Consider the following 15,416-nt stretch of genomic DNA (forward strand, 5'->3'; position numbering starts at 1 on the left):
AGAAAATCCTCAAAGATCCTGGAGAACCCAATCGCGGGCGGTCGCAAGACAGGATTCGAGTTCACTGGGCGACTCCAGTCGGCCGCTCCGCGTCCGAACTTGACCCGTCTCCGCATTCACTAGATCTACCTCGAACTCCCCTGTATCCCACAACACGACCTGGGCCATGAAGTTGCCGCCATCAAGGATCCAGCTAACCGACGTCAGCTCACTCTCATCAGGGGATGTCTCAATCGTTGAAGCATCCCGCAGAGCCTCCGCCTTGTGGATTTCCTGCCGAATCCACTCCTGGGCCCGCTCCAGCAGCGCAGCGCCTAGGAACATCCCCATCCTCCCAGCTTGATGTTCTTCGCCTCGGGAAGCTGAGGAACAGGGTTCCCCTTCTTCTGTGCTAGACGAGCAAAGATGGTGTCAGAATCCGACATCTTGAAGTCCCCCGGCCTGCCGCCGGGAATTAGCGATGATTTCGGCACGTCGAATTCTGCGTATACGGATCCCGGACGTGCCGAGATGTAGGCGTCTCTTGCAATGGTCATGATCGGCGCAGACTTTAACTGGATTTTACGTCTAGGTCTAGGCCAGGGCTGCTTCTGGCCTGGACGGATGGCCAGGGCGACCGCAACTAGTGCTTGGGTGCTACAAGTTGGCCGCGCAATGTCTGTGCGTCAGTGAAGACTTGCCCTTTGTGCATCCCGGGGCGCAGCTTTGAGCAGGGGGCATCCGGGTGTCCCAGGGTGCGGCTCGGTTCAAGCCCGTCTACGCAATCGCCGAAGGGAGTCGCCCGGCTGGGGAGGCCTGTAAGGGTGTCTGCAACCTGCTGGCCCTGAGAACCTGTGACGTGGGCGGCATCAAGCGGGTGCTCCCCGTGCCCCGCAGCCAAGAATGCGATGAAGGGCCCAGGCGACAAGCCATGCCGCACGGGGCATATCTGACACATCCTTCGCGGCCTCGCTCGGTGCCCGAGCGCCGCCGGGACGGGCGCCAGTGTGGTGATGGCGAGGATGCCCGTACCCCCAACTGTGGTGGTCCATCACATACGCCGCCGACTCGGCCCTTCCTATGGTGTGGCGACACGACCCCCGTCCCCCGCCCACCCGGAAGTGGTGACCCATGGCCGCCGCAACACCCTTACCCACGCCCCCCAGAGCCCTCGCCCGCATTGTCGGGGTGAGCCTCATAGGGACCACCGTCGAGTGGTACGACAACTCATCCGATCGACGCTAGGACCTGCGCCTTCCCGCCGATCGGACGGCAAGAGTCAGCACCGAACCAGCACCGTCGCAGAGGAGTGCTGACCAGAGTCGCACGTACCGGTTGGGCGTGCTGACCTCCGGTCGCCACATGACCACGATGGACTGCCGCTTCGATCTTGACAGGAGCCGTTGACGACGGTGCGACTTCGCGAATTCCGCTCGGGCGTCAGGGGCGGCGCATCCGTTCCCACGCGCGGTAGGCGGCGACGGCGGTGGGGAGGGTGGGGTAGATGCGGTCCTCGCCGATCGTCGTCGTGAGGCCGTAGGCGTCGAGGGGTTTGCGGAGGTCGTGTTTGACGCGGGCGAGGGCGAAGACGATCTCGCGGTCGGCGAGTTCGGCGCGCAGGGCGTCCACGGCGTCGAGTGCGGTGATGTCCACCTCGACGTTGGCCTCGGCGTTGAGGACGAACCAGTGGACCGGCTCGGACTGGGAGGTCACCGCGGCCAGGGCGCGGCGGTGGAAGTCCTCGGCGTTGGCGAAGAACAGGGGTGAGTCGTAGCGGTAGACGAGCAGGCCGGGGATGGTGCGGGCGGTGGGGTAGTCGTCGACGTCGTGCATGCCGGCCAGGCCGGGGACGATGCCGAGGACCGCGTCGTGGGGGCGGGCGACGCGGCTGAGGAGCTCGGCCACGGAGAGTGCCACCGCCACCAGGACGCCGTACAGGATGCCGAGGGCGAGCACGCCCACCGTGCAGCCCACGGCCAGCAGGAGTTCGCGGCGGCGGAAGGCGGCGAGCCGCCGGAACTCGCCCACCTCGATAAGGCGGGCGGCGGCGTAGACCACGATGGCGCCGAGCGCGGCGGCCGGGGTGTGGGCGAGGAGGGGCCCGAGGAAGAGCAGGACGGCGGCCACGCCGACTGCGCCGGTCAGTGAGTAGGCCTGGGTGCGGGCCCCCGCGGCGTCCGCGAGGGCGGTACGGCTGGCGCTGCTGCTGACGGGGAAGCCGTGCAGGAGGCCCGCGCCGAGGTTGGCGGTGCCGAGGGCCAGCAGCTCCCGGTTGGCCTCCAGCGGATGGGGATCGTCGTGATGGGCGAAGGCCCGCGCGGTGAGGACCACGTCGGAGTAGCCGACGAGGAGGACTCCGAGGGCCGGCAGGACCAGTTGGACGCAGTCCGCCGGGCGTGGCAGCACGAAGCCGGGCAGACCGGTCGGTACGGCTCCGATGACGGCGATGCCGTGGCCCTCGTCGAGGGAGAGGGCCGCGACCGCAGCGGTGGCGAGGACCAGGACCACGAGGGGCCCGGGCAGGGCCCGCGACAGCAGCGGCAGTACGAAGAGCAGCACGAGGCAGCCGGCGGCCAGGGCGGCCGTGGGCCAGTGGATGTCCTTGACGTGGCGGAGGAATCCGAGGAGTTCGGGGAAGAAGTCCGAACCGTGCCTGCTGATGCCGGTGAGGCGGGGCAGCTGGTCCACGACCATGATGCAGGCCACCCCGGCCAGGTAGCCCACCAGGACGGGCCGGGAGAGGAGGTCGGCCAGGAAGCCGAGCCGGACGGCCCACGCGACCAGGCAGAAGAGGCCCACGACGACGGCCAGGGCCGCTGAGAGGGCGGCGTAGCGCGCCGGGTCGCCGCCGGCCAGCGGGCCGACGGCGACGGCGGTCATCAGGGCGGTCGTGGACTCGGGGCCGACGGACAGCAGCCGGGACGAACCGCACAGGGCGTACAGGACCATGGCCGGCAGTGCCGCCCACAGCCCGGCCACCGGCGGCAGCCCGGCCACGCCCGCGTACGCCATCACCTGGGGGACCAGGTACGCGGCGACGGTGATGCCGGCCAGCACGTCACCGCGTAGCCATCGCGTGCGGTAGCCCTGGAACAGGTGGGGCGTGGCGAGGACCCGACCGCGCTTGGGCATGGCACCTCCGTGGCCGCCGATCGCCTGCGTTCCGGCCATCGTGCCAGGGCGCGGGGCGTTCGGGACCCACTGGAACTCTCCGGTCGGTGCCATTGCCCCGGACAGGCGTCGCGGTGCGGCGTCGAGCAGGGCGGAGCATTGCCCTCCGCGCATCCCGCGGCGGCGATACCCTTCAGGTCCGTGAGCGGGAGGGGAGTCGGTACGACCATGGTGGGGGAACCCTTGTCGCACATGCCGCGGATGCGGCTGGACGAGCTGCTCGACGAACTCCAGGCGCGGATCGACGCGGCGCGCGGCACCCGGGACCGGGTGCACAGCCTGCTGGAGGCGGTCGTCTCGGTGGGGCGGGAGCTCGAACTCTCCCACGTACTGCGCCGCATCGTGGAGGCCGGGGCCCTGCTGGTGGACGCCGAGTACGCCGCGCTGGGCGTGATCGGCCCGGACGGCAGGACGCTCTCGCAGTTCCTGACGGTGGGCCTGACGGACGAGGAGATCTCCCGGATCGGGCCCCTGCCGGCCGGCCACGGCCTGCTCGGCGAGGTGATCCGGCACCCGGAGCCGCTGCGGCTGGAAGACCTCGGCAGTCACGCCGCCTCGCACGGGTTCCCCGCGCACCACCCGCCGATGCGCACGTTCCTCGGAGTGCCGGTGCGGGTGCGCGAGGAGGTCTTCGGCAACCTCTACCTGACCGACAAGCGGGGCGGGCTGGAGTTCGACACCGAGGACGAGTCGGTGATCGCGACCCTGTCCGTCGCCGCAGGCGTCGCCATCGACAACGCCCGGCTGTACGAGGGCTCCCAGCGGCAGCAGCGGTGGCTGCGGGCGAACGCCGAGATCACCCGGAGCCTCCTGTCGGGCAGTGCGCGGTCCGAGGTGCTGAGGCTCATCGCGGACCGGGCCCGGGACATCACGGGATCGGCCGTCGCGGAGATCGCCACCGCCCTGCCCGGGGTCGACGGGCTCCTCATAGAGGTCGCCACCGGCGTCGGGACCGCCGGACGGGAGGGGCTGCTGCTGCCGGCCGCGGAGACGCTGGCCGGGGCCGCACACGCCTCGGGCGCCCCGGTCGCCGTACCGAAGGCGGGCTCCGACGCGCGGTACCCCGCCGACGGTCGGCAGTCGGGCGGCCTGGGGCCGGCCGTGGCGGTGCCGTTGGGCACCGAGGGCGGTGGCGGGCGCGGTGTGCTGTTCCTGGCCCGCGGCACCGGAGAACCGCTCTTCTCCGACGGGGAGTTGGAGCCACTGCTGGCATTCGCCGGACAGGCCTCCCTGGCGCTGGAGTTGGCGGACCGGCGGCGGGACGCGGAGCAGATCGCCCTGCTGGAGGAGCGGGACCGGATCGCGAGGGACCTGCACGACCTGGCCATCCAGCGGCTCTTCGCCACGGGCATGACGCTGCAGAGCGCGACCCGTCTGGTACAGCACGAGGACGCCGCCCAGCGGGTGGCCCGCGCGGTGGACGACCTGGACGAGACCATCAAAATCATCAGGTCGACCATCTTCGGGCTGCGGACCAAGGACCGCGATGCGGACACCGGCCTGCGGGCGCGCGCGGCCCAGGCCGTCGGGGCGGCCGCTACGGTGCTGGGTCACCCCCCGCGGCTGAGCATGGCGGGGCTGCTGGACACCGACGTACCGCCCGACGTCGCCGACCACGTCGTGGCGGCACTGAACGAGCTGCTGAGCAACGTGGCCCGGCACGCCCGGGCGACCAGGGTCGCGGTGTCCCTGGAGGCCGTTGCCGGAGAGGTGGTCCTCGTGGTGTCGGACGACGGCGTGGGGATCCCGGAGCAGGGCCGGCGTTCCGGTCTCGCGAACCTGGCCGAGCGGGCCGGTCGGGTCGGGGGCAGCTTCCGTACGGAATCACCGGCCGAGGGGGGCAGCAGGATCACCTGGCGTGCACCGCTCCGGCCCGGCCACGAACAAGTGGCAGCCACCGAGCCCACCCCCGCTTCCTGAGTCGTGGTGGAGGCGTCGCCGGCGGACCTACGCGTCGGCGTCCCCTTCCAGCAGGAAGCCGGTGACCAGGTCGGGCCGGATGCGGACCAGGTGTGGTGCGTCCAGCCCGACCCACGGGACCGGGAGGTGCTCGACAGGCGCGGGCACGAGGTCGTCCGCATCGTCGACGGACCGTGCGTAACCGGTCACCACCACGCTCCAGCCCAGGTGGGTGACCGGGTCTATCTCGTCGGCCTCGTAGGCGACGACCACGCCCGGGGTGCCGGCGGGCGCGGCCAGCGCCGCCAGCGCTCCGCCGTCGTGCACCCGCACCAGGATGTCCTCGCCGTCCAGCACGTGGTTGACCGGGCGGACGGCGGGAAGCGCGTACCGGGTGAACACGACGCGGCCCAGCGAGACGGAACCCAGCAGCCGCAGGGCCTCGGACCGCTCGAGCGGCCTCATGTGCCGGGGCGCGGCGGCGGGGCCGCCCTCGCTCGCGAGGCAGGTGGTGCGACGTTCCTTGGCGTATTCCATGATCCGCATCCCGGTCCGGAGGTTCTCAGTCTGGCGCTCCTCCAGGCAGCCTCGCCCTGGGACAGGTGTTCGCACCAGGGCCGAACGGTCCTGACTCCCGACTCCTGACGCCGTCGTCCGCTTCCCGCACGACGGCAGTCCGCCTGCCACGTGGTGGCGACGTTCCGCACCGGGTCCGACGGCACCATGCCGCCCCTGCCGTCACCCCCACCGGCAGCACAGCTCCCGGTCGGCACCCAGTACCCGCATGGACTTGGCCAGCAGCGGAGGCACCCGGTCGAGCAGCAGCCGGGCGCCCGACCGGGCGCACCGGCGGTTGAGCCGCAGGAACAGGGAGATACCGGAGCTGTCGCAGAAGGCCAGGCCGGACAGGTCCAGGACGAGGTCCGCGCCCCTGTCCGCGACCCGGTTCAGCCGCTGCTCGATCGCGGCCACGGTGTGGACGTCGAGTTCTCCCACCACCGCCACTTCGGGGCCCTGGTCGTCCCACGTGACCGTCCTGAGCGCAATCATCGTCTTGCCCATGCGTCCTCGTTTCTCGATGCCTGCCGGGGCCGCGGCCACCCGGGCCGTGACCTGGCACCTCCCACACCACCAGTCCCGGGGGGTGACCAGAAAGGTCCGCTGGCCCCCAGCAGAGGGCCGAAGGTCCCGACCATCCGTCGGGGAGCGGGCAGGAAGAGGGCCGATCGGCCCTGTCCGTTGGTCCCTGCGGCCGGGCAGGATGCCAGGGCGTCAACGCGCCCGCGCCCGCGCCCCGACCAAGGAGTCCGAGATGACCGACACCGGTGCGACCCTCCCGGCGGAGGAGCCCATCAGCGTCTTCCTCCTCGACGACCACGAGGTCGTCCGGCGGGGCGTGTTCGACCTGCTCGACGCGGAGCCCGGGATCAGCGTGGTGGGCGAGGCGGCCACCGCCGAGCAGGCCCTGGTCCGGGTGCCGGCGCTGCGCCCGCGGGTGGCGGTGCTCGACGTCCGGCTCCAGGACGGGGACGGGGTCTCGGTGTGCCGGGAGCTGCGCTCGCGCATGCCCGAACTGGCCTGTCTCATGCTCACCTCGTTCGACGACGAGGAGGCGCTGCTCGACGCCATCATGGCCGGCGCGTCCGGTTACGTCCTCAAGCAGATCAACGGGACGGACCTGGTGACGGCGGTACGGACCGTTGCGTCCGGCAAGTCGATGCTGGATCCGGGGGCCACCGCCCGGGTGATGGCCCGGATGCGGGGCGACGTTCCCGCGCAGGAGCAGGTGCCGGGGCTTCCCGGCTTCACCGACCGGGAGAAGGAGATCCTGGTTCTGGTGAGCGAGGGGCTCACGAACCGGGAGATCGGCAAGCGGCTGTTCCTCGCCGAGAAGACGGTCAAGAACATCGTCTCGCGCCTGTTCACCAAGTTGGGCGTCGAGCGGCGGGTGCAGGCCGCGGTGATCGCCAGCCACACGCTGGTGCCGCCCAGCAGGCACCCCGGGTCCCCGGCCTGAGCGGCCCCCGGCCGCCCGACTGTCCTTCGCAGCGGGCGGCGCCGGGGGCGGACCGTGCACGATCCTCAGGCGTGCGGCACGACCGCGACCGGGCACGGTGCGTGGTGCAGCACGGCGTGCGCCACCGATCCGATCCTGGGGCCCACCGCCGCCCGGCGGGCCCGGCGGCCGACCACGACCAGGCCCGCGGTGGCCGCGGCCGTCAGGAGCACCTGGCCTCCGCTGCCCATCTCGACGTGCTCCACCACCGGGACGTCGGGGTACTTGGCCCGCCAGGGCTCCAGCGCCTGGCGCAGGGCGGCCACCTCGAAGGGCTCCAGCCCGCCCAACTGGTCGGCGAGGTAGAGCGAGCCGGGGCTGTAGGCGTACAGCGGCGGCAGGGCCCAGGCGCGGACCGCCCGGACGCCCACGCCGCGCGCGGCGGCCGTCTCGAAGGCCAGGGCCAGGACGTCGTGGCTGTCCTCCAGGCCGCCCTGCTGCCCGACGACGACCTCCTTGCCGTCGGCGTCCGGCCCGTCCGCGGCGCGCACCGACACCACCGGGCAACGGGCCTCGGCGATGACCTGCTGGCCGTACGAGCCGAGCAGGAAGCCGGCCAGCACGCCGTGGCCGCGGCTGCCCAGCACCAGCAGTCCGGCCTGTTCCGAGGCCCGCAGCAGCGCGTGCGGCGCGAGGTCCGGGACCACGTCGGCACTGACGTCCAGCTCCGGGTGGCGGGCGGCGAGCTCGTCGGCGGCCTCGCGCAGCACGGCCTCGGCCCGTCGGGTCTCCTCCTCCCGGTCCGGGACCACCGGGAAAGCAGAGGGCTGCCAGAGCCAGGCGTGGACCAGCCGAACGCCCAGCCGGCGGCGCTCCGCCTCCCGGGCCGCCCAGCGGGCCGCCGCCCGGCTCTCGGGGGATCCGTCCACTCCGACCGCGATCACAGGTTTCACGGGACTGTCCTCCAGGTGCCCGGTCCGGGCCGGCGGTCGTGGCGCCGTCGGCCACCTCCACCCTCGCCCTTGCAGTCGTCGCACACGTAGGGCCGACAGTCCCTCTCCGCGGGCCGGTCCGCCCCTGTCTGCCGGGGGACCGCGGGCGCACAGTCGTTCGTACCGGCACCCCGGCACGGGTGCCCGCCACCGTGAAGGAGCGGAGATGGCGATGTACCCGATCCCGGAACTGCACGCCCACTGGAGGGCGGCCAACTACCTGGCCGCCGGCCAGATCTACCTGTGGGACAACCCCCTGCTCCACGAACCGCTCCAGCCCCACCACCTCAAGCCGCGACCGCTCGGCCACTGGGGCACCTCACCCGGCCTCAACCTGGTCCACACCCACCTCAACCGCGTCATCAAGGAGCGGGGGTTGGACGCGATGTGCGTCTGGGGCCCCGGGCACGGGGCTCCCGCGGTCCTGGCCAACTCGTGGCTGGACGGCACCTACTCGCAGACCTATCCGGACGTCTCCCGGGACGCGGAAGGCATGCGCACGCTCTTCCGCCAGTTCTCCTTCCCCGGCGGCGTGCCCAGCCACGTGGCCCCCGAGACCCCCGGATCCATCCACGAAGGCGGCGAACTGGGCTACTCCCTCTCGCACGCGTTCGGCGCCGCCTTGGACAACCCGGACCTGCTGGTCGCCTGCGTCATCGGCGACGGCGAGGCGGAGACCGGCCCGCTGGCGGCCTCCTGGCACTCCACCGCGTTCCTGGACCCGGTCCACGACGGTGCCGTGCTGCCGATCCTGCACCTCAACGGGTACAAGATCGCCAATCCGACCGTCCTGGCCCGGATCCCCGAAGCCAGGTTGGACGCGCTGCTGCGGGGTTACGGCTACGCACCGGCCTTCGTGTCCGGCTCCGACCCGTACACCGTCCACCGGGCCCTGGCCGAGGCGATGGACACGGCCCTGGACCGCATCGCGCGCATCCAGCACGCGGCCCGGGCCGGGACGGCGCGGCGGGCCCTGCCGGCCTGGCCGGTGATCGTGCTGCGCACGCCGAAGGGGTGGACCGGCCCCCGGGAGGTGGACGGCCGCCCGGTGGAGGGCACCTGGCGCGCCCACCAGGTGCCGCTGCCGGACGTGCGGGAGAACCCGGAGCGTCTGGCGGCCCTCGAGGCCTGGCTGCGGTCCTACCGTCCGGCCGAGCTCTTCGATCCCGACGGCCGGCCGCTGCCGCGGGTCCTGGCGTGCGTCCCCGCGGGCGAGAGCCGTCTCGGCGCGAACCCGCACGCCAACGGCGGGCGTCTGTTGCGACCGCTGCCGGTGCCCTCGCTCGACGCGTACGGCGTCCCGGTCGCCAAGCCGGGCACCGAGGTGCACGAGCCGACCCGGGTACTGGGCCGGTTCCTGGCCCGGATCATGGCCGACACGGCCGAGCGCCGGGACTTCCGGGTGGTCGGGCCCGACGAGACCGCCTCCAACCGGCTCGACGACCTGTACGACGTCACCGACAAGGCCTGGCAGGCCGCCGTGGAGCCCACCGACGAACACCTGGCCGGGGACGGGCGGGTGATGGAGATCCTTTCCGAGCACACCTGCCAGGGCTGGCTGGAGGGATACCTGCTGACCGGCCGGCACGGCGTGTTCTCGACGTACGAGGCCTTCGCGCACATCGTCGACTCCATGGTCGGCCAGCACGTCAAATGGCTGCGAACCGCCCGTACGCTGCCGTGGCGGGCGCCGGTCGCCTCGCTCAACTACCTGCTGACCTCGCACGTCTGGCGCCAGGACCACAACGGCTTCTCCCACCAGGACCCCGGGTTCGTGGACCACGTGCTGAACAAGAGCCCCGAGGTCGTCCGGGTCTACCTGCCGCCGGACGCGAACACGCTGCTGGCGGTCACCGGCCACGTGCTGCGCAGCCGGGACCGGGTCAACGTCGTGGTGGCCGGCAAGCAGCCGTGCTTCGACTGGCTGTCGATCGAGGAGGCCCGCGCCCACTGCGCCCGCGGCGCGGGGACCTGGTCGTGGGCGGGCTCGGAGACGCCCGGCCGGGAGCCGGACGTGGTGCTCGGCTGCGCCGGTGACGTCCCGACGCTGGAGGTGATGGCGGCCGCCGCGCTGTTGCGGGAGCACCTGCCGGCGCTGTCGGTGCGGGTGGTCAACGTCGTCGACCTGGCGCGGCTGCTGCCCCCGGAGGAGCACCCGCACGGGATGACCGACGCCGCCTACGAGGAGCTGTTCACGCACGACCGGCCGGTGGTGTTCGCCTACCACGGCTACCCGTGGCTCATCCACCGCCTGGCCTACCGCCGCCCGAACCACGAGCGGCTGCACGTGCGCGGCTACAAGGAGTCCGGCTCGACCACCACGCCGTTCGACATGGTCGTGCGCAACGACCTCGACCGGTACCGGCTGGTCATGGACGTGCTGGACCGGGTTCCCGGACTCGGCCGGGACGCCGCCGAGCTCCGGCAGCGGATGTCTGACCAGCGTCTGCGGCACGGGACGTGGATCCGCGAGCACGGCACCGATCTCCCGGAGGTCGCCGACTGGTCCTGGCCCTTCTGAGGCCCGGCGTGCCGGGGGCCGATCGGCCCCCGGCACGGGGCCACAAGGCCCATGCCCCTGGGGGACGGGCGGCGAAGACTGGGGGACAGGACCAGACCCCGGAGGCCCCCATGAGCACCCCGTCCCCCACCCGCATCGCCGCATCCCTGCCCGCCGCCTACCGGTCGCGCCTGATGGAACTGGCCCGGGAGGTCAATTTCGCGGAGGGGACGCGGCTCTTCCGCGAAGGCGGGCACGCCGACCGGTTCTGGATCGTCCGGTCCGGGACCGTCACCCTCGACGTGCACGTCCCCGGGCGGCGGGCGGCCGTCATCGAGAGCCTGGGCGCCGGCGAGCTGGTCGGCTGCTCCTGGCTCTTCGCCCCGCACGCCTGGCGGCTGGGAGCCGAGGCCATGACCCCGGTCCGCGCCTACGAGTTCGACGCGGAACGCGTCCGGATGCTGATGGACGCCGACCCCGGTTTCGGCTCCGCGCTCGGCCACTGGGTCGGCCAGGTCCTCGCCCACCGGCTCCAGGCGGCCCGGATCCGCCTGCTCGACCTGTACGCGCCGTACGGCAGCGGCAGGTACCTCTGAGTCCCGGGCACGGCCCCGGCACCGGGCGGCCCTCGTCCCCCGGCTCGTTCCTACGGCCCGGCCGACCGGGAGGCCCGCCGGCGGGCGGTCTTCGGCGCGGTCCAGCGCACCGCGCCGAAGACGACCGCACCGGCCAACAACCCGTACAGGGGGTTGGCGAAGGACAGGAGAATGCCGGCATCGCGTAGACGCCGTAACTGAGATTCCAATCCACGATTTCCACCACCTGCAGCTCCGGTCGTCGGTCAGTAGCACCCCTTCGCACCACGCTTCTGACGTTCCGGCTTCAGCGTAGGACCGATCACCTTGAGCTTCACGCAGTTGCCTAGAGCGTTCCGGTCACGATGCCCCAGTTGAACTCCCAGTAGGGGGTGGCCAAAGGGGTTTCGCCGCCCTCCGGTGCAGCTTCGGAAGGCTCCCACAAGGTCCCTTGGGGAAGGTCGCCCGTCGTGGACGGGGCCGGGTAATGCGCCGCCGCAGAACCAAGATCATCTAAGGAATGCCTCAATGCCGGCTCGGCTCAGGGGATGGGGACGTTCGGCGAGGAATGGGAGTCGAAGATCCGCTGAATCGCGGACCTTCGTCCCTTGCGAACAGCCCGGATGCCGGGACGGCCGCACTGGGCGCAGGGGCGGCCAGCGCTTCCCCTCAGGGCGCGAGGTCGCGGTGGCGCAGGGCCAGGTGGGCCGCGAGGATGCCGATGAGGCCGGTGCAGGTCAGGACGAGGAAGGGGCCCCACAGGACCGTGCCTTGGGCGAGGGCGTCGCCGGGGGTGTAGTAGTGGAAGGGGCTGAGGAACCGCAACGGCCGGGCCGGCGCCCAGGCCAGGGCCATGAAGTTGACCGCGAAACCGACTGCCCCGATCGTGATGGTCGCCCCGATGACCTGGGCCCGCCGGCGGCCCGCGGCGGACACGGCGAGCGCGGGGCCGATCAGGCAGAGGGCGAACCCGCATCCCATGAGCCCGGCAGCGAAGACGCCGGGCAGCGAGACGGCGCGGTGGATGTCGGGGGAGAGGGCCACCCCCGCCGCCACCGTGAGCGTGGCCGCCGCGTTCAAGGCCAGTGCCGTCACCAGCAGGGCGGCGGTCCGCTCGGCCAGCAGGCGGGTGCGCGTGACCGGGCGCACCATCACCAGCTCCACCGTGCCCGACTCCACGTCGGCCGCCACCGCGGCGGCCGCGAGCGAGCCGATCGCGGTGAGTTGGAGGGCGATCCAGAAGGGATGGACGAGCCCGGCTCCCAGGAGCCCGGGGTAGCTCGCGATGGACACGTCCCCGCTGGAGCCGCTGAAGGCGCGGTAGGCGGACGGCGGGCCCTTGCCACCGGCGGAGAACAGGTCCTGCGGGCTGATCGTTCCGGCGACCACCACCATGAGCGTCTCGAAGGCGACCATGCCGATCAGCAGGGCGGCCAGCATCCTGCGCCGCCGGTACAGGGCGAGCCACAGCAGCGGCCAGCGGTCCCTCATGGCTCCTCCGTAGGGCTGCCGTTGCGGTAGAGGTCCAGGAAGGCCTCGTCGAGCCCCGCCTCCTCGACGGTGACGTCGGCCACCGCCAGGGCCAGCAGGCCGCGCAAGGCGCCGACGACCTCGCTCGGTGGCACGAACAGCTCCACGCGCTCGCCCTGCCAGTGCGGGTCCCACCGTTCGGCGGCCCCGAGCGGCCGGGCGCCCTGCCCGTCCTCGAAGGTCAGGCGGATCCGCCGGGCGCGGGCCTCGCGCAGGCCGGCCACGGATTCCACCGTCACCAAGCGGCCGTCCCGCACGATCGCCACCCGGCCGCAGGCGCGCTGCACTTCGGGGAGCACGTGACTGGACAGCAGGACCGTCCGCCCGGCGGCCGCCGCCTCGTTCAGGAGGGTGAAGAAGGTCTCCTGCACCAACGGGTCGAGTCCTTCGGTCGGCTCGTCGAGCACCACGAGTGCGGGGTCGTGCTGGAGCGCCTGCACCAGGCCGAGTTTCTGCTTCATGCCGCGCGAGTACGTGCCCACCGGGCGGGCGAGGACCGAGGAGGTCAGGCCGAGGCGTTCGCACAGCTCCCCGCGGCGGGGCACCGGCACGCCCTGGAGGGCGGACAGCAGCTCCAGGGTCCGCGCCCCGGAGAGCTCCGGATACAAGCGCAACTCACCAGGAAGGTAGCCGAGTTGCGGTGCCAACTGCCGGTGGTCCGCGAGCGGGTCGAGCCCGAAGACGCGTACCCGGCCGGCGCTCGGCCGGATCAGCCCGGTCAGGCAGCGCAGGGTGGTGGTCTTGCCGGCGCCGTTGGGGCCCAGGAAGCCGAACACCTCGCCGGTCCGCACCGTCAGGTCCAGTCCGTCGACCCCCACGACCCGTCCGTACCGCTTGGTCAGACCGGTCAGCTCGATCGCCGCTCCGTCGCCCATGAGGCCAGTCTGGCCCGGCCGGTCGGCCGCGTAAACGTCTGCCATCGCGCGACCCGGCTCAGCCGGCGGGCACGATCACGACCGGGCAGTGCGCCCGGTGCAGCAGGCCGTGGACGACGGAGCCGAGGCGCATGCCCGTGTACCCGCCCCGGCCGCGCCGGCCGACGACCACCGCGAGCGCGTGCTCGGTGGCCGGCGACAGCTGCTCCACCGGGTGGCCGACCGGCACCTCGTGGGTGAAGGGGACGTCGGGGTACTTGTCCGACCAGCCGGCGGTGGACTCCGAGAGCAGCGCGCGCTGGGCCTGGAGCACCGCCGCCTCGTCGTGCAGGGCGAACACCGGCGGTTGCCAGACCGAGATGGTGCGCAGCGCGGCGCCGCGGAGCGAGGCCTCCTCGAAGGCGAAGGCCAGCGCCGCCTGGGAGTGCGCGCTGCCGTCCACGCCCACGACGAGGTAGGGCGGCTGCTGGGTGACGTGCTCGGCGTCCCCGACCACCACCACCGGGCACTTCGCCCGGGCGGCGAAGGGCACGACGATCGAGGACTCGCTGAGGAATTCCTCGGTACGGTTCAGGTGGCGGGAACCGAGGACGACCAGCTGCGCCTCGCGCGACAGCAAGCCGAGCACACCGAGGGGAAACCCGTCCACCAGCTCCGTGACGGGGACCAGCCCGGGGTGGCGGCTGCGGGCCCACTCCGAGGCGTCGTGCAGGATCTGCGCTCCGGCGTGGCGTCGCGGCGAGGGCCGTGGAGCCCCGTCCGGTCCGCGCAGGTCCTCGCGCGCGGGCAGGGCGACGACGAGGGAGAGCGGGATCCGGCGGCGGTGGGCTTCGTCGGCGGCCCAGGCGACGGCCAGGTGCCAGTCCCTGGCGGGGTCGAGACCGACGACGACGCCGCGGGTGACCTGCTCGCCGCTCATGACGCGTCCTCCTTCGGTGCAGCCGTCCGGGGGATGAGGAGGACGGGGCAGTGGGCGTGGTGCACGAGCGCGTGGGTGGCCCGGCCGAGCGCGGGTCCGATGGAGCCGGCCCGTCGGCCGCCCATGACGAGCAGGTCGGCGTGGCGGGTGGCCTCGGCGAGCAGGCCCCCGACGGAGACGCCCTGGTCGGCATCGGCCTGGACGGTCAGGGCGGGGAACTCCTCGCGTATCTGGTCGGCGACGGCGGTCAGGCGGCGCGCGTGTTCCCGGGCCACGCCGTCGACGGCGTCGAGCTGGCCGACCATGTTCCCCACGGACTCCAGCAGGCTCCACACGTGGAGCAGCCGCAGGGGCGCCTTGCGCAGTTCGGCCTCACGGGCCGCGTACCGTGCGCAGACGAGGTCGTGCTCGTCACGGACGGCGGCCAGGACGACCCCGGTCTCCGGTCCGTCCACGTTTCCGCGGACCACGACCACAGGTGTCCTGGCGGTCGCCGCGATCCTGAGTCCGATCGATCCGAGCATGAGGGAGTTGAAGCCTCCCAGGCCGCGGTTGCCGACCACGAGCGTGCCGGTCGTCCCGCCGGCGTGGCGCAGGCTCGTCACGGCGTCGGTGCGGCTGAACTCGGTGGTCACCCGGAGCCCGGGGTGCGCGGCGGTCGCCGCCCGGGCGGTGTCCTCCAGGAGCTCCCGGCCGCGGGCTCGTACCTCCTCGATGATCTCGGCCGAGAGGTAGAGCGCCTTGTTGTCGGTGTCGGCCGCGTACAGGACGTGCAGCGGGCGGCCCCGCCGGGCGGCCTCGCCGGCCGCCCACAGGACGGCGGCGCGAGCCGGCTTCGAGCCGTCGACGCCGACGGTGAGCGAGCTGGTGTCCGGGGTGCGGATGGTGCCTTCCACGGTTCCTCCCAACAGAGAGCCGGCTGTGGCACCTCCCACCTTGGCCCGCGGGGGACGGCCCGTGAGAGGGCCGCACAGGTCCCG

13 protein-coding genes are annotated in these 15,416 nt (G+C 72.5%); 4 read left to right on the forward strand and 9 right to left on the reverse strand.

Annotated features, from left to right (window positions below):
• Positions 1–9 precede the first annotated feature (9 nt).
• Entirely contained in the window at positions 10–330 is a 321-nt protein-coding gene (locus AB0O40_RS04645) for a hypothetical protein (protein WP_365035583.1), read from the reverse strand.
• A 1,089-nt stretch (positions 331–1,419) separates the two neighbouring features.
• A complete protein-coding gene (gene sulP, locus AB0O40_RS04650; RefSeq protein ID WP_365035585.1) occupies positions 1,420–3,111 on the reverse strand; it encodes a sulfate permease in 1,692 nt (563 codons plus the stop codon).
• A 207-nt stretch (positions 3,112–3,318) separates the two neighbouring features.
• Between sulP and AB0O40_RS04655 the strand changes: the two genes are divergently transcribed.
• Positions 3,319–5,070: a GAF domain-containing protein gene (locus AB0O40_RS04655; protein ID WP_365035587.1), complete on the forward strand. Its 1,752-nt coding sequence runs from the start codon at positions 3,319–3,321 to the stop codon at positions 5,068–5,070.
• A gap of 27 nt (positions 5,071–5,097) precedes the next feature.
• Here AB0O40_RS04655 and AB0O40_RS04660 read toward each other — a convergent pair whose 3' ends face one another.
• Together AB0O40_RS04660 and AB0O40_RS04665 are read right to left on the reverse strand one after the other, a co-directional pair.
• Positions 5,098–5,514: a pyridoxamine 5'-phosphate oxidase family protein gene (locus tag AB0O40_RS04660; RefSeq protein ID WP_365035696.1), complete on the reverse strand. Its 417-nt coding sequence runs from the start codon at positions 5,512–5,514 to the stop codon at positions 5,098–5,100.
• Positions 5,515–5,787: 273 nt separating this feature from the next.
• Positions 5,788–6,111 (reverse strand): STAS domain-containing protein, encoded by a 324-nt coding sequence (locus tag AB0O40_RS04665; protein WP_365035589.1) that lies wholly within the window; start codon positions 6,109–6,111, stop codon positions 5,788–5,790.
• A 250-nt stretch (positions 6,112–6,361) separates the two neighbouring features.
• Here AB0O40_RS04665 and AB0O40_RS04670 point away from each other — a divergent pair, with 250 nt between their 5' ends.
• A complete protein-coding gene (locus AB0O40_RS04670; RefSeq protein WP_365035591.1) occupies positions 6,362–7,066 on the forward strand; it encodes a response regulator transcription factor in 705 nt (234 codons plus the stop codon).
• A 65-nt stretch (positions 7,067–7,131) separates the two neighbouring features.
• Here AB0O40_RS04670 and AB0O40_RS04675 read toward each other — a convergent pair whose 3' ends face one another.
• Positions 7,132–7,998, reverse strand: a complete 867-nt coding sequence (locus AB0O40_RS04675) for a universal stress protein (RefSeq protein WP_365035593.1) — start codon at positions 7,996–7,998, stop codon at positions 7,132–7,134.
• A gap of 205 nt (positions 7,999–8,203) precedes the next feature.
• On the opposite strand from AB0O40_RS04675, the gene AB0O40_RS04680 reads away from it, so the two are divergent.
• Both AB0O40_RS04680 and AB0O40_RS04685 read left to right on the forward strand, forming a co-directional pair.
• Positions 8,204–10,558, forward strand: coding sequence for a phosphoketolase family protein (locus AB0O40_RS04680; RefSeq protein WP_365035595.1), 2,355 nt, complete (start codon positions 8,204–8,206; stop codon positions 10,556–10,558).
• 110 nt (positions 10,559–10,668) lie between these two features.
• Positions 10,669–11,133: a cyclic nucleotide-binding domain-containing protein gene (locus AB0O40_RS04685; RefSeq protein WP_365035597.1), complete on the forward strand. Its 465-nt coding sequence runs from the start codon at positions 10,669–10,671 to the stop codon at positions 11,131–11,133.
• Between the two features lie 648 nt (positions 11,134–11,781).
• On the opposite strand, the gene AB0O40_RS04690 is transcribed toward AB0O40_RS04685, so the two are convergent.
• From AB0O40_RS04690 to AB0O40_RS04705, 4 genes are read right to left on the reverse strand one after another with little or no spacing between them, the layout of a single operon-like run.
• Entirely contained in the window at positions 11,782–12,603 is an 822-nt protein-coding gene (locus tag AB0O40_RS04690; protein ID WP_365035599.1) for a hypothetical protein, read from the reverse strand.
• Complete coding sequence (locus tag AB0O40_RS04695) at positions 12,600–13,517, reverse strand: ABC transporter ATP-binding protein (RefSeq protein ID WP_365035601.1); 918 nt, start codon at positions 13,515–13,517, stop codon at positions 12,600–12,602. The genes AB0O40_RS04690 and AB0O40_RS04695 overlap by 4 nt, the downstream gene beginning before the upstream one ends.
• Before the next feature lie 58 nt (positions 13,518–13,575).
• Positions 13,576–14,436 (reverse strand): universal stress protein, encoded by an 861-nt coding sequence (locus tag AB0O40_RS04700; RefSeq protein ID WP_365035603.1) that lies wholly within the window; start codon positions 14,434–14,436, stop codon positions 13,576–13,578.
• Positions 14,433–15,332 carry a universal stress protein gene (locus tag AB0O40_RS04705; protein ID WP_365035605.1) on the reverse strand — a complete coding sequence of 300 codons (900 nt, stop codon included), beginning with the start codon at positions 15,330–15,332 and terminating at the stop codon, positions 14,433–14,435. The genes AB0O40_RS04700 and AB0O40_RS04705 overlap by 4 nt, the downstream gene beginning before the upstream one ends.
• Positions 15,333–15,416 lie beyond the last annotated feature (84 nt).

The sequence above is a fragment of the Streptomyces sp. NPDC089919 genome (assembly GCF_040684615.1).
Taxonomy (GTDB): domain Bacteria; phylum Actinomycetota; class Actinomycetes; order Streptomycetales; family Streptomycetaceae; genus Streptomyces.